The organism is Thalassobaculum sp., from assembly GCF_040219615.1.
Classification (GTDB): domain Bacteria; phylum Pseudomonadota; class Alphaproteobacteria; order Thalassobaculales; family Thalassobaculaceae; genus Thalassobaculum_A.
The window spans coordinates 132,017-145,961 of record NZ_JAVJSE010000007.1; the positions used below are offsets into that span (position 1 = coordinate 132,017).

At 69.0% G+C, this 13,945-nt stretch carries 12 protein-coding genes and 1 riboswitch; of the genes, 7 read left to right on the forward strand and 5 right to left on the reverse strand.

Features of this window, described 5'->3' with window-relative positions:
• Positions 1 to 10: 10 nt before the first annotated feature.
• From RIC31_RS02860 to RIC31_RS02870, 3 genes are all read left to right on the forward strand, one after another.
• Positions 11 to 1,354: a UDP-glucose dehydrogenase family protein gene (locus tag RIC31_RS02860; protein ID WP_350102819.1), complete on the forward strand. Its 1,344-nt coding sequence runs from the start codon at positions 11 to 13 to the stop codon at positions 1,352 to 1,354.
• Positions 1,351 to 2,739 carry a phosphoglucomutase/phosphomannomutase PgmG gene (gene pgmG / locus RIC31_RS02865; RefSeq protein ID WP_350102823.1) on the forward strand — a complete coding sequence of 463 codons (1,389 nt, stop codon included), beginning with the start codon at positions 1,351 to 1,353 and terminating at the stop codon, positions 2,737 to 2,739. The genes RIC31_RS02860 and pgmG overlap by 4 nt, the downstream gene beginning before the upstream one ends.
• A 65-nt stretch (positions 2,740 to 2,804) precedes the next feature.
• Positions 2,805 to 2,956, forward strand: a riboswitch (FMN riboswitch).
• A gap of 76 nt (positions 2,957 to 3,032) precedes the next feature.
• Positions 3,033 to 3,521 (forward strand): 6,7-dimethyl-8-ribityllumazine synthase, encoded by a 489-nt coding sequence (locus tag RIC31_RS02870; protein ID WP_350102827.1) that lies wholly within the window; start codon positions 3,033 to 3,035, stop codon positions 3,519 to 3,521.
• Positions 3,522 to 3,616: 95 nt separating this feature from the next.
• Here the strand turns inward: RIC31_RS02870 and RIC31_RS02875 are convergent, their stop codons facing one another.
• Entirely contained in the window at positions 3,617 to 4,891 is a 1,275-nt protein-coding gene (locus RIC31_RS02875; RefSeq protein ID WP_350102830.1) for a serine hydrolase, read from the reverse strand.
• A gap of 358 nt (positions 4,892 to 5,249) precedes the next feature.
• On the opposite strand from RIC31_RS02875, the gene RIC31_RS02880 reads away from it, so the two are divergent.
• The 3 genes from RIC31_RS02880 to clpA all read left to right on the forward strand — a co-directional run bounded on the left by RIC31_RS02880 (position 5,250) and on the right by clpA (position 8,711).
• Positions 5,250 to 5,774 carry a phasin family protein gene (locus RIC31_RS02880; protein ID WP_350102833.1) on the forward strand — a complete coding sequence of 175 codons (525 nt, stop codon included), beginning with the start codon at positions 5,250 to 5,252 and terminating at the stop codon, positions 5,772 to 5,774.
• 263 nt (positions 5,775 to 6,037) lie between these two features.
• Positions 6,038 to 6,364: an ATP-dependent Clp protease adapter ClpS gene (gene clpS, locus RIC31_RS02885; protein WP_350102837.1), complete on the forward strand. Its 327-nt coding sequence runs from the start codon at positions 6,038 to 6,040 to the stop codon at positions 6,362 to 6,364.
• 4 nt (positions 6,365 to 6,368) lie between these two features.
• On the forward strand, positions 6,369 to 8,711 hold the full coding sequence (gene clpA, locus RIC31_RS02890; protein WP_350102840.1) for an ATP-dependent Clp protease ATP-binding subunit ClpA: 2,343 nt from the start codon (positions 6,369 to 6,371) through the stop codon (positions 8,709 to 8,711).
• A gap of 184 nt (positions 8,712 to 8,895) precedes the next feature.
• On the opposite strand, the gene RIC31_RS02895 is transcribed toward clpA, so the two are convergent.
• The 4 genes from RIC31_RS02895 to RIC31_RS02910 all read right to left on the reverse strand — a co-directional run bounded on the left by RIC31_RS02895 (position 8,896) and on the right by RIC31_RS02910 (position 12,218).
• The gene (locus RIC31_RS02895; RefSeq protein ID WP_350102842.1) at positions 8,896 to 9,081 is read right to left on the reverse strand and encodes a hypothetical protein; all 186 of its coding nucleotides are present in this window, start codon (positions 9,079 to 9,081) and stop codon (positions 8,896 to 8,898) included.
• Positions 9,082 to 9,251: 170 nt separating this feature from the next.
• Positions 9,252 to 10,424, reverse strand: a complete 1,173-nt coding sequence (locus tag RIC31_RS02900; protein ID WP_350102845.1) for a GNAT family N-acetyltransferase — start codon at positions 10,422 to 10,424, stop codon at positions 9,252 to 9,254.
• A 32-nt stretch (positions 10,425 to 10,456) separates the two neighbouring features.
• On the reverse strand, positions 10,457 to 10,924 hold the full coding sequence (locus RIC31_RS02905) for a RidA family protein (RefSeq protein WP_350102848.1): 468 nt from the start codon (positions 10,922 to 10,924) through the stop codon (positions 10,457 to 10,459).
• 490 nt (positions 10,925 to 11,414) lie between these two features.
• Positions 11,415 to 12,218 (reverse strand): universal stress protein, encoded by an 804-nt coding sequence (locus RIC31_RS02910; protein ID WP_350102851.1) that lies wholly within the window; start codon positions 12,216 to 12,218, stop codon positions 11,415 to 11,417.
• A gap of 209 nt (positions 12,219 to 12,427) precedes the next feature.
• Here RIC31_RS02910 and RIC31_RS02915 point away from each other — a divergent pair, with 209 nt between their 5' ends.
• Positions 12,428 to 13,843 (forward strand): aminotransferase family protein, encoded by a 1,416-nt coding sequence (locus tag RIC31_RS02915; RefSeq protein WP_350102854.1) that lies wholly within the window; start codon positions 12,428 to 12,430, stop codon positions 13,841 to 13,843.
• The last annotated feature ends 102 nt before the right edge of the window (positions 13,844 to 13,945 follow it).

The window sequence follows — 13,945 nt, forward strand, 5'->3', positions numbered from 1 at the left end:
GGAGAGTTCGATGCGCATCGCGATGATCGGCACCGGCTATGTCGGCCTCGTCACCGGCGCGTGCTTCTCGGAGTTCGGGGTCGACGTGTGCTGCGTCGACAAGGACGCCGACAAGATCCGGCGCCTCAAGCAGGGCGAGATCCCGATCTTCGAGCCGGGCCTGGAGCAGTTGGTCGAAGGCAACGTCAAGGCCGGGCGGCTGTCGTTCACCACCGATCTCCGGGAGGCCGTCACCGGCGCCGACGCTGTGTTCATCGCGGTCGGTACGCCCAGCCGCCGCGGCGACGGCCACGCCGACCTGTCCTACGTCTACGCCGCCGCCCGTGAGATCGCCGAGAACATGCGCGGCTATACCGTGGTCGTCACCAAGTCGACGGTGCCGGTGGGCACCGGGCGCGAGGTCGAGGCGATCATCCGCGAGTGCCGGCCGGACGCCGAGTTCGACGTCTGCTCGAACCCGGAGTTTCTGCGCGAGGGGGCCGCGATCAACGACTTCATGCGGCCCGACCGGGTGGTCATCGGCTGCGAGTCCGAGCGCGCCCGCGAGGTGATGCGGACGCTCTACCGCCCGCTGTACCTGATCGAGACGCCGATCGTGTTCACCGCGCTCGAGACCAGCGAGATGATCAAATACGCGGCCAACACCTTCCTCGCCACCAAGATCACCTTCATCAACGAGATCGCCGATCTCTGCGAGAAGGTCGGCGCGGACGTCCACGACGTCGCCCGCGGTATCGGCCTGGACGGCCGGATCGGCCGGAAGTTCCTGCATCCCGGGCCCGGCTACGGCGGGTCGTGCTTCCCCAAGGACACGCTGGCGCTGGTCAAGACCGCGCAGGACTTCGGCTCGCCGCTGCGGATCATCGAGACCGTGGTCGACGTGAACGACCGGCGCAAGAAGGCGATGGCCGAGCGGATCGTCGCCGCCTGCGGCGGATCGGTCGCCGGCAAGACGGTGGCGGTACTCGGGCTGACCTTCAAGCCGAACACCGACGACATGCGCGACAGCCCCGCGCTCGACATCGTGCCGGCGCTGCAGGCGGCCGGTGCCATCATCCGGGCCTACGACCCGGAAGGCATGGACGAGGCGGCCAGGCACATGGATGGCATCAAGTTCGGCCAGAGCGCCTACGAGGCGATGGACGGCGCCGACGCAGTGGCGATCGTCACCGAGTGGAACGAGTTCCGCGCGCTCGACCTGGCCCGCATGAAGAAACTGCTGAAGGCGCCGGTCGTGGTCGACCTGCGCAACGTCTACGACCCCAAGGACATGCGCGCCGCCGGCTTCGAGTACACCTGCATCGGCCGGGGTACCGGACGACCGGCGCGCGCCGCTTCGGAGGCTGCCCAATGATCGGCCCGCATCGCTTCGACCCGACCATCCTGCGCGAGTACGACATCCGCGGAGTCGTCGGCAAGACCCTGTCGCGGACCGATGCCGAGGCGATCGGACGGGCCTTCGGGACACGGGTCGCCGAGAACGGCGGTCGGCGCGTGGCGGTCGGTCGCGACGGCCGGCTGTCGTCGCCGGAGATGGAGGCCGGGGTGGTGGACGGCCTGCGTGCCGCCGGGATCGACGTGCTGCGGGTCGGCGGCTGCCCGACGCCGACGCTGTATTTCGCCGTGTACGAGCTCGAGGCCGACGGCGGGATCATGATCACCGGCTCGCACAACCCGCCGGACTACAACGGCTTCAAGATGATGATCGGCAAGCGGCCGTTCTTCGGCGCCGACATCCAGGGAATCGGCCCGCTGGCCGCCGAGGGCGCCTATGCCACGGGCGCCGGCTCGGTGCAGGACGTCGACCTGCTCGGCCGCTACACCGAGCGGCTGCTGCAGGACTACCGGCCGGGGCGCGAGCTGACCGTGGTCTGGGACTGCGGCAACGGCGCGACCGGGCCGGTTGTGGAGGCGCTGGCGGCGCGGCTGCCCGGGCGCCACAAGGTGCTGTTCCCGGAGGTCGACGGCACCTTTCCGAACCACCATCCCGATCCGACGGTGCCGGAGACCCTGGAGATCCTGCGCGAGGCGGTGGCCGAGGCGAAGGCCGATCTCGGCATCGCCTTCGACGGCGACGGCGACCGCATCGGGGTGATCGACGAGAAGGGCCGGGTGCTGTGGGGCGACCAGCTGGTCGCGATCTACGCCACCGAGATCCTGGCCGAGCACCCCGGTGCCACCGTCATCGCCGACGTCAAGGCCAGCCAGGTGCTGTTCGACCGCATCGCCGAGCTCGGCGGCAAGCCGCTGATGTGGAAGACCGGGCATTCGCTGATCAAGACCAAGATGGCCGAGACCGGCGCACCGCTGGCCGGCGAGATGAGCGGCCACCTGTTCTTCAAGGACCGCTACTACGGGTTCGACGACGCCCTGTACGCCGCCGTCCGGCTGATGTCGCTGCTGGCGCGGACCGACCGGCCGATGTCGGCCCTGCGCGACGAGCTGCCGGAGGTGCTGAACACGCCGGAGGTCCGGTTCCCGTGCTCCGAGGAGCGCAAGTTCGCCGCCGTCGTCGAGGTCAAGGCGGCGCTGGCCGGCCGCACCGACGTCCAGGTCAACGACGTCGACGGGGTCCGGGTGACGTCCGAGGACGGCTGGTGGCTGCTGCGGGCGTCGAATACCCAGGACGTGCTGGTGGCGCGCTGCGAGTCCCGCACCGAGGCCGGGCTGGAGCGCCTGAAGGCGCAGCTGCGGGCCGCGCTCGACGGCGTCGGGATCGCCGCCCCCGACAGCTTCTGATCGGACCGGCTGGCGAGTACCCGGCAACGTGCTAGAACACCCCTGCCGTCCGGCGGTTCGGGCGGCAGCGTTCTCGGGGCGGGGTGGAAGTCCCCACCGGCGGTGATGGCGAGGTTTGCCTGAGCCCGCGAGCGCCCGTCGCCACCCGGCGGCGGGGTCAGCAGATTCGGTGCGATTCCGAAGCCGACGGTCACAGTCCGGATGGAAGAGAACGGGTCTTTCGACGGGGCCGATCATGCGCCCGTCCGATGCTCCCGTGCGCCCTGATTCTGGATCCAACCGTGGAGCAAGCCATGAATCAGAGCCTGACCGAAAACACCAACACCGACCCCGGCGCCGGCCGCATCGCCTTCGTGCGGGCGGGCTGGCACGAGGACCTGCTGGAGCACGCCTGGCGCGCGTTCGGCGAGACCATGGCCCAGGGCGGCTGGCCGTCGCACATGATCGACCTGGTGCGCGTTCCGGGCGCCTTCGAGATTCCGCTGCGGTGCCGGCTGCTGGCCGACAGCGGCCGCTACCGGGCGGTGGTGGCCAGCGCCCTCGTGGTCGACGGCGGCATCTACCGTCACGAGTTCGTGGCCGGTGCCGTGATCAACGGGCTGATGACCGTGCAGCTGGAGACCCGGGTGCCGGTGCTGTCCGCGGTGCTGACGCCGCATCACTTCCACGAGCACGCCGAGCACCACGGCTTCTTCGCCGGGCACATGGCGGTCAAGGGGGAGGAGGTCGCCCGTGCCTGCCTGGCGGTGCTGGAGCCGGAGCCCTCGGTCCGGGCCGCCTGAGCGGGAGGGTACTGCCCGGAACGAAATCGGGGCCGGCGCTGCCGCCGGCCCCTGTCTCCGTCTTCTGTCGGCCGCGGGTTTCGCGCGGCGGCGGCTCAGCCCTTCGGGCCGGCGGCCAGTTCGATGTCGTCGCGCCCGGGAACCGGGACGCAGGGCAACTGCTGGCGCTTCAGGCTGAGGCAGGCCGAGCGGGCTTCCTGCTCGCTCAACCCGAACAGCCGGGCGCGGAAGATCGTGCCGGTGCGGCGGTCCAGCGGCTCGACGGCGGCGTCGGCGCCGGTCAGCAGGTCGTTCAGATGGCCGCGAGCCAGGGCGATCGAGCGCTGGGCCCGGATCTCGGACGCATAGGCCCCGACCTGGATGCCCCACTCGACGCCCTCGTCGCGGGAGCCGGCTTCGAACTGCGGAGCCGGCTGCGGCAGCGGCGGCAGCAGGGCGGCGGCCTGGGCACCGATCGAGCCGGTGTCGGCCGGCACGGCCTCGGCCGACGCCACCTGCACGTCGCGGTCCGGCCGCGGCGCCGGCAGCGGCGGCACGACCAGGTCGGCGATCCGGATATCGCTGGCCTTCTCGAATCCGGAGTCGAGAAGGCGTTTCATGTGGCGGTCGCGGCGCGATCCGCTCTTGCCGCCGAACACCACGCCGATCAGGCGCCGACCGTGGCGCTCGACGGATGCCACCAGGTTGAAACCCGAGGCGCCGATGTAGCCGGTCTTGATGCCGTCGGTGCCCTTGTAGTGGCCGAGCAGCTTGTTGTGGTTGTTGTAGGTCCGGCCCTTCCAGCTGAAGCTGAGGGTCGAGAAGTACTCGTACTGGCCGGGGAAGTCGCGCCGGATGGCGAGCGCCAGCGTCGCCATGTCGTAGGCGGTGGTCACCTGGCGCGCGTCGTGCAGGCCGGACGCGTTGCGGAACCGGGTGCTGCGCATCCCGAGGCGCCGGGCCCGCTCGGTCATCAGCCGGGCGAACTTGGACTCGGTGCCGCCGAGCGCCTCGGCGACCACCACCGCGACGTCGTTGGCGGACTTGGTCACCAGGGCCAGGATCGCATCCCTGACCCTGATCGTCTCGCCGGGCCGCAGGTTCAGCGCCGACGGCGGCTGGGCGGCGGCGTGCTTCGACACCTTGAGGCGGTCGTCGAGGCTGATCCGTCCCTCGTCGATCGCCTCGAACAGGAGGTACAGGGTCATGATCTTGGTGAGCGACGCCGGATGGCGCTGGGCGCCGGCATGGCGCTCGAACAGCACGGTCCCGGACGCCGTGTCGATGATCAGAGCCGCGTATTTGGTCGCCGCCTGCGCTGGCGTGGCCACCGCCAGCCAGAGCAGTCCAAAGGCGATCATTGCCAGGATCCGGACGCCGCACCGCGCCATCACCGTCTCCCCTGCGTGCCGTCGTCGTTGCCCGATCGTCGGCACCGGGATCCCGCCCCGCCACCCGACGAATATCCAGAATCCTAGGTGACGTCTTAGCATTTGTCCATAAGCAATTGATTCAGTGTTCTTAGTCGATCTTCGCCAACCACGGTATTTGAGTATCCGCGTGCACAGACGCAGGTGCGGGAGCAACGTGCCGGTGGAGATGGTGCCGGGCCTTGCTCCATAAGGCGCTCAAGAATTTGTGCGCTGCACAAAATTTGCTCTTGACCCTGAGCCCAGGTTAACTACCTTTCAGTCATGTTGCGGTGCACAATCGCAGCCAATAAATTCCACCAGGACGATGGAGCAAGCCATGACCAGCAAGAAGACCACCGCGCCCGCGACGCCGGTCGATGCCGCCGTTACCGCCGGCAAGGAGACCCTCGAGCAGATGACCAAGATCGGCCAGGACGCCGCGCAGAAGAACATGGAGCAGGCGATGTCGATGGCGAAGGACAACGTCGAGAAGGCCTCGCAGACCCTGTTCAAGGGCTACGAGCAGGCCAACACCCTGGCGCAGGGCAACTACGAGGCGGTGACCAAGTCCTTCGGCATCCTGTCGAAGGGCCTGGAGGACGTCTCCAAGGCCTGGGCCGCCTACACGCAGGGCACCGTCGACTCCACCATGTCGTTCAGCAAGCAGGTGCTCGGCGCCAAGTCGCTGAACGAGGTCGTCGACCTGCAGAACACCTTCACCAAGTCGGCCTTCGACTCCTTCGTCGCCGAGAGCACGAAGATCTCGGAGCTGTCGGTGAAGACCGCCAGCGAGGCGATCGAGCCGATCAAGGCCCGGGTCGACGAGACCGTCGAGACCCTGAGCCGTCCGATCGCCGCCTGACCGGCGATCCGCATTCAGGCGACTCCGCCGCCGCTGCGGCGGCGCGAAGAGGCCCGGCCGATTTTCGGCCGGGCCTTTTTTGTTGCGCATGCACAGGCCATATTCGAGCACAGGCCGCGAGTCGCGGCCGCCGCCGGCCGGTTCCGGGCGAAGCCCGTCGGGCGCCCCCCTTTTCCGAGCCCCGGCAAATCTCATATGCTGAACGCCAACTGGAGTGGAGGCTGGCGATTCTCGCTGAATCGAACCTTTTGCGGATTGTTGCGATGAGTGACGACGATCGCGGGACCGGCGGGCGCCCCACCACCGGCGTGGTGGTGAAGACGCGTCCGAAGACCAAGAAGCCGTCGATGTACAAGGTCATCATGCTGAATGACGACTACACGCCGATGGAGTTCGTCGTTCACGTCATCGAAAGGTTTTTCGGAAAGAGTCGGGAGGAGGCGACCCGGATCATGCTGCACGTGCACCAGCGGGGCGTCGGTATATGCGGTGTCTTCACCTATGAGGTGGCCGAGACCAAGGTGACCCAGGTGATGGATTTCGCACGACAGCATCAGCACCCGCTTCAGTGCACCCTGGAGAAAGATTGACACCATGCTCTCCAAGAACCTGGAACAGAGCCTGCACCGCGCGCTCGGCATCGCGAACGAGAAGCATCACGAGTACGCGACGCTCGAGCATCTGCTCTACGCGCTGACCGACGACCAGGACGCGCTTGCCGTCCTCAAGGCGTGCGGCGTGGACGTGGACAAGCTTCGCCACGACCTGATGACCTACATCGACACCGAACTGAACGGCCTGGTCGGCGCGGCCATGGAGGATGCCAAGCCGACGGCTGGCTTCCAGCGGGTCGTGCAGCGCGCGGTCATTCACGTGCAGTCGTCGGGCCGCGAGGAGGTGACCGGCGCCAATGTGATGGTGGCGCTGCTGTCCGAGCGCGAGAGCCATGCGGTGTACTTCCTGCAGGAGCAGGAGATGACCCGGTTCGACGCGGTCAGCTACATCAGCCACGGCATCGCCAAGGTGCACGGCCAGACGGGCGCCGAGCAGCGCAAGGTCGACGGCGCCGACGAGCAGGCGAAGGCCGACCAGGTCAACAAGCAGGGCCACGAGGCGCTGGACGCGTATTGCGTCGACCTGAACAAGAAAGCGGCCTCCGGCAAGATCGACCCGCTGATCGGCCGCGAGGCCGAGGTCGAGCGCACCATCCAGATCCTGTGCCGGCGGACCAAGAACAATCCGCTGTTCGTCGGCGATCCCGGCGTCGGCAAGACCGCGATCGCCGAGGGCCTGGCCAAGCGCATCGTCGACGGCGACGTGCCGGCGGTGCTCATCGACGCCGTGATCTTCGCCCTCGACATGGGCTCGCTGCTGGCCGGCACCCGCTACCGCGGCGACTTCGAGGAGCGGCTGAAGGCGGTGGTCAACGAACTCGAGCAGAACCCGCACGCCATCCTGTTCATCGACGAGATCCACACGGTTATCGGCGCCGGCGCCACCTCCGGCGGCGCCATGGACGCGTCCAACCTGCTGAAGCCGGCCCTGCAGTCCGGCGGGCTGCGCTGCATCGGGTCGACCACCTACAAGGAATACCGCGGCTATTTCGAGAAGGACCGGGCGCTGGTCCGGCGGTTCCAGAAGATCGACGTCAACGAGCCCTCGATCGAGGATTCGATCAAGATCCTCAAGGGGCTGAAGCCGTACTACGAGAAGCACCACAACGTCCGCTACACGGCCGAGGCGCTGAAGACCGCCGTCGAGCTGTCGGCCAAGTACATCGGCGACCGCAAGCTGCCGGACAAGGCGATCGACGTGATCGACGAGGTCGGGGCGGCACAGATGCTGCTTCCGGCCTCCAAGCGCCGCAAGACCATCGGCGTCAAGGAGGTCGAGGAGGTGGTGGCGAAGATCGCCCGCATCCCCCCGAAGAGCGTCTCGACCGACGACAAGACCGTGCTCATCAACCTGGAGCGCGACCTGAAGACCGTGGTGTTCGGCCAGGATGCCGCCATCGCCTCGCTGGCGACCGCGATCAAGCTGGCCCGTGCCGGGTTGCGCGAGCCGGAGAAGCCGATCGGCAGCTATCTGTTCTCCGGCCCCACCGGCGTCGGCAAGACCGAGGTCGCCCGCCAGCTCGCGCATATCCTCGGGGTCGAGCTGATCCGTTTCGACATGTCGGAATACATGGAGCGGCACAGCGTCAGCCGGCTGATCGGCGCCCCGCCGGGTTATGTCGGCTTCGACCAGGGCGGCCTGCTGACCGACCAGATCGACCAGCATCCGCACTGCGTGCTGCTGCTCGACGAGATCGAGAAGGCGCATCCCGACCTGTTCAACGTGCTGCTGCAGGTCATGGACCACGGCAAGCTCACCGACCACAACGGCAAGAACGTGGACTTCCGCAACGTCATCCTGATCATGACCACCAACGCCGGGGCCGCGGACCTGGCGAAGGAGGCGGTCGGCTTCGGGCGATCGGTCCGCGAGGGCGACGACACCGAGGCGATCACCCGGATGTTCACGCCGGAGTTCCGCAACCGGCTGGACGCGATCGTCGGCTTCAAGCCGCTGTCGCCGGAGACCATCGGCCGCGTGGTGGACAAGTTCATCATGCAGCTGGAGGCGCAGCTCGCCGACCGCGGCGTGTCGATCGAGCTGACCGCGGCGGCCCGTAGCTGGCTCGGGACGAAGGGCTACGACCGGCTGTACGGTGCGCGGCCGCTGGCCCGGATCCTCCAGGAGCACGTCAAGAAGCCGCTGGCCGAGGAGCTGCTGTTCGGCAAGCTGGTCAAGGGCGGGCTGGTGCGCGTCGACATGGTCGACGACGCCCTGGTGTTCGACATCGGGCAGGAGCCCAAGCCCGGCCGGCGCCCACCGACCCGCGGCGACGGTTCGGACGGCGGCGGGGCGGCCAAGGTGCCCGAACTGGTCCAGTAGGACCGGCGCCTGCTGTCGAGATACCGGGCGGGCGGTCCTTCGGGGCCGCCCGTTCGCGTTCCGCCCGGCGGCCCCGATCCCCGGTGACATGAAGAGTCCCGGACACACAAAAGCCCCGCCGGGGCGGGGCTCGTGAGGCAGTCGGTTCCTGCAGCGGCCGCAGACGCGGCCGCTTGATCCGCGGTCAGGCGGCGTTCCGGAAGCCTTCGTTGGCCAGGGCGGACGCCAGAGCCCACGGGTCGATGCGGACGGCCTCGGCCACCACGGTCGACACGCCGGAATGGTCGGCGGCCAGCTTCAGAACCGTCTCGAGCCTGAGGCCCGTCTGCTCGGCCGCTTCGCGCGGCGTCAGCACATGAGTGTCGCGCATGATGCGACCTCCCTTCGCTATCGTCGTTGTCGAAATTGCACGCACCGGCCACCCGTGGCGCCCGGTCGATAGTCTGCATATTGGGAATCCGGTCGGCGAGCGCAAGCCGGCTGCGGCCGAAAGGCCGCAGGAAGTTCGACTCTGTTGCACTGCAGCAACAGCGTGCCGGATCAGCCGTCCTTCCGGAACGGCGAGTCGGCCGCCATCAGTTCCCGCTCGCGGGTCACCTGCCGGCGCTCGCGTCGGAGGAAGTCGGCGATCGCGTCGCGCAGCCGCGGATCGGCGAACAGATGGGCGCTGTAGGTCTCGACCGGCAGGTAGCCGCGCTGCAGCTTGTGCGGGCCCTGGGCGCCGGCCTCGACCTTGGCCAGGCCGCGCTCGATCGCGAACTCGATGGCCTGGTAGTAGCAGGCCTCGAAGTGCAGGAACGGGTGGTCCTCGACGCAGCCCCAGTTGCGGCCGTACAGCGTGTCGTCGCCGATCAGGTTGAGCGCTCCGGCAACCGGCGTGCCGTCGCGCTCGGCGACCACCAGCAGTATCCGCTCCGACAGCCGCTCTCCGAGCAGGTCGAAGAACCGCCGGTTGAGATATGGCGACCCCCATTTGCGGTCGGAGGTGTCGACGTAGAACCGGAAGAACGCTTCCCAGTGCCGGTCCTCGATCGCCGACCCGGTCAGCCGGCGGATCGTCAGGCCGGTCTCCGCCACTTCCCGGCGCTCCTTGCGGATCGCCTTGCGCTTGCGCGATGACAACGCGGCGAGGAACGCGTCGAAGTCGGCGTAGCCGTCGTTCGACCAGTGGTACTGCAGCCCGGTGCGCTGCAGGAACCCGAACTCGCCGAACCGCTCCCACTGGTCGCGGGGCAGGAAGTTGACATGCGCGGACGACACGCCGAGCCGCTCGATCAGGCCGACCACGCCGCCCGCCAGCACCTCCTCGACCCGGGCCCGGTCGGCATCCGGCCGGACCAGCATGCGGGGCCCCGGGACCGGGGTGAACGGCACGGCCGACAGCAGCTTCGGGAAATAGCGTCCGCCGGCCCGCTCATAGGCGTCGGCCCAGGCCCAGTCGAACACGTACTCGCCGTAGGAATGCCCCTTCAGGTAAAGCGGCATGGCGCCGACCACCCGGCCGGCCGCGTCCTCCACCACCAGGTGGCGGGGCAGCCAGCCGGATTCCGCGGTTACGGCACCGCTGTCCTCCAGGGCCGACAGGAAGGCATGGCCGAGGAACGGGTTGGCGGACCCGGCGCAGGCATCCCACTCGGCGGCGGCGACGTCTCCGATGCCGGGCAGCACCCGGACCGCCGCCTCGATGCCGCCGGTGTCGTCACCGTCCGGCATGGCGTCTCCGTCGCGACCCTCGCGGCCGTCGATCAAGCGACCTCGAACACCGCCTCGACCTCGACGGCGACGCCGCGCGGCAGTGCGTTGGTGCCGACGGCGAAGCGCGCGTGCCGGCCCTTGTCGCCGAACACGTCGACCATCAGGTCGGAGGCGCCGTTCACGACCTCCGGCTGCTCGGTGTAGCCGTCGACGCAGTTCACGAAGCCGCCGAGCTTCACGACCCGCGTCACCTTGTCCAGATCGCCGCCGCAGGCGGCCTTGGCCTGGGCGATCAGGTTGATGGCGCAGATCCGGGCGATCGCCTTGGCCTGTTCGGTGGTCAGGTCCTGGCCGACCTTGCCGATGCCCTCGATCTTGCCGGCGACGAGCGGGATCTGGCCGGACACGAAGACCAGGTTCCCGGACTTCACGAAGGGGATGTAGTTGGCGGCGGGGGCGGCCGGAGTCGGGATCTCGATTCCCAGCTCCTTCAGGCGTCCGTCGACGGTGCCGGCCATGGCGTCACTCCTGGATCGGTGGATCGTTGCGTTGGTGTTCAGGCCGGAGCCTACCCGCCAACCGGGGGGCGACGCCAGCGGTGAACGGCACGTGGCTGTCGTGCCGCCGGATGGCGTCCGCAAGGGCGGGACGCACGAAAAAACCGGGTGCGCCACGACGATCGGCGCACCCGGAAGGTTGGACGACAGAGGATCGTCCTAGGAGCTTCACAGGGTGGACGGAGTGGCGGCGAGGGATCCCCGCCACTCCCGACTTCCGCCACCGGGGCAGCGGCGGAACCAGGACCTGGACGGGACTGAGGATCGATGCCGGTCCCGACCAGCGAATCACATTCAGTACGCGAGATATTGTATGATGACCCTATGGCGAGCACAAGATTTATCTGTGCCGTTCGACCGGCCCGCGCGCGCTCTGGGGATGTGGAAAGATCGGCTCGGGCCGGCCCGGCGCAAGGACAAGCCCCGCGCCGGGTCGCGCCGGGGGAGGCGCTCAGTGGTGCAGCAGGACCGGCATGCGGGCCGCGGTGACGATCTTGCGGGTCGCCCGGCCCAGGCCGAAAAGCGCGCCGATGGCGTTCTCGCCGTAGGCCCCCATCACCAGCAGGTCGGCCGACAGGTCCTCGGCCGTCTTCAGCAGGGCGCGAGCCCGGCCGCGGGCGGTCATCTGGTCGGCGGTGAACGCCTCGACCGTGATCGCTACCCCGTAGCTCTGCAGATACATCTTCAGGGCTCCGAGGCTGTCCGCCGACTGGTCGCCGGACAGAACGGTCACGCGGCCCGCCAGTTGCAGCAACGGCACCGCAGACTTGACCGCCAGCGCCGCCTCGCGGCTGCCGTTCCAGGCGATCACCGGCGTGGTCGCGATCGTCGCCTTCGGCTCTGGCGCCGTGATGAAGACCGGTCCGGCACCGTCGAACACGGCGGCGTTGAAGCCCGCCGCCGACGGTCCCTCCTCACGCGACAGCCGCTCCATGATCACCAGGTCGGAGAGCGGGCCCAGGCGGGCGATCGCGTCGGCGCTGTACTCCTCGGTGGTCGACAATGTGGCGCCCGGCCACTCGCCGCAGGCGGTTTCGAAGGCCGCCCGCGCACGTTCCTGCGCGACCTTGGCCTCCTCGGAGTTGTCGAACACCACCGGGGCGGTGGTCTCGGCGTAGCCGTAGAAGGCCTCCGCCGGCAGCGCCGTGAAGACGACGCTGAGTTCGGCCCCCAGACGCCGGGTAAGCTGCATCGCCGACATCAGCGAAGTGTAGTCGTTGGCGCTGCCGTCGATCGTGATCAAGAGCCGCTTCATCGTTGTCTGGCTTTCCTGCGGTGACTGGGCATTTTTCGATTCTATCATTCCCTGTGCTTCAGCATCCACCTCGCAGATATGCCAGTTGTCTTGGGGTCCGGGGGCGGGCGGTCCCGCCTTGCGACGCCGGGCCGGGAGCCCCGTGAATTGCCTTGGCGTGCCGATCGGCGGGCGCCACACTCGGACCCTTCGTAAACGGGGACCCCGACATGGCCGAGCTGCTGCGCAATTCGCTGGACCACCACCTCGCCGAGCCGACGCCCGCCCTCGGCACCCTGGAGCGCGGCGAACCCGTCCAGGTGTTCGCGTTGCCGCCCGGATCGCCGGCCCGGCCGCGGATCGAGCGGGCCGAGGGCATCTACATGTGGGACAGCACCGGCCGGCGCTACGTCGACGCCGGCTCCGGCCCGGTCGCGTGCAACATCGGCTACGGCAACCGCCGGGTCATCGAGGTTCTGCACCGACAGGCCGAGGCCGCCACATTCGCGCATCCCGGCACCTTCGAGAGCGCCGCCAACCGGCTGTTCGCCGAGCGGCTGTCGGCCGCCGCGGGACCCGGCTACGAGCGGGTCTTCGTGGTGTCCGGCGGATCCGAGGCGAACGAGGCGGCGATCAAGCTGGCGCGGCAGATGGCGGTCGCGCGCGGCGAAGCGTCGCGCTGGAAGGTCGTCTCGCGCCAGCCGTCCTACCACGGAAGCACCCTCGGGGCGCTGTCGGTCAGCGGCGACCCGGCCGCCCACGACATGTTCGGCCCGCTGATGCAGCGGATGCCGAAGGTGCCGGCACCCGTCACCTATCGGATCCCGCCGGGGTTCGACCAGGAGAGCTGGGCCGGGCACTGCGCCGACGTGCTGGAGCGCACGATCCTCGAGGAAGGGCCGGACACCGTCCTCGCCTTCATGCAGGAGCCGGTCGGCGGACTGGCGACCGGGGCCCTGGTCCCGCACGCGACCTACATGCGCCGGGTGCGCGAGATCTGCGACCGCCACGGCGTGCTGCTGATCCACGACGAGGTGATGAGCGGCGGCGGCCGCACCGGGGCGTTCCTGTCGCATGAGCACTGGCCGGACTGCCGGCCGGACATCGTGGTGCTGGCGAAGGGGGCGGGGGCCGGATACTTCCCGCTCGGCGTGGTGCTGGCGCCGCGCGACCGCGTTGCCGAGGTCGCCGCCGGCGGCGGCTTCATGCACGGCCACACCGCGCTCGGCAATCCGCTGGCCTGCGCGGTCGGCCTGGCGGTGCTGGACGAAACCCTCGACCGCGGCCTGGTGGCCAATGCGGCCGCCCAGGGCGCCCGCCTGCGGGCCCGGCTCGACGATCTGGTCGAGCGATCGCCGATCGTCGGCGACGTGCGCGGCAAGGGGCTGCTGATGGCGCTGGAACTGGTCGCCGACAAGGCCGCGAAGACGCCGTTCTCGGCGGCGGCCATGGCGGCCGGAACGCTGGCACGGGTGGCCATGGAGCAGGGGATGATCCTGTATCAGCGCCGCACCAATGCCGGGCGCGACGGCGACTGGGTGATGGTGGCGCCGCCGCTGATCGCCACCGCGGCGGAGATCGACATGATCGCGGACGGCATCGCCGCGGCGGTGGCCGAGACCGAACGCCGGCTCGGCGTGGCCTGAGTGGTTGTCGCCTGAGGGGTTTCAGTCATCGATCTGGCGCACAACCGAACCATTGAACGGGTACGGGATTAACGGGTCGTTAAGCGGTGGCGATCTAGTGTG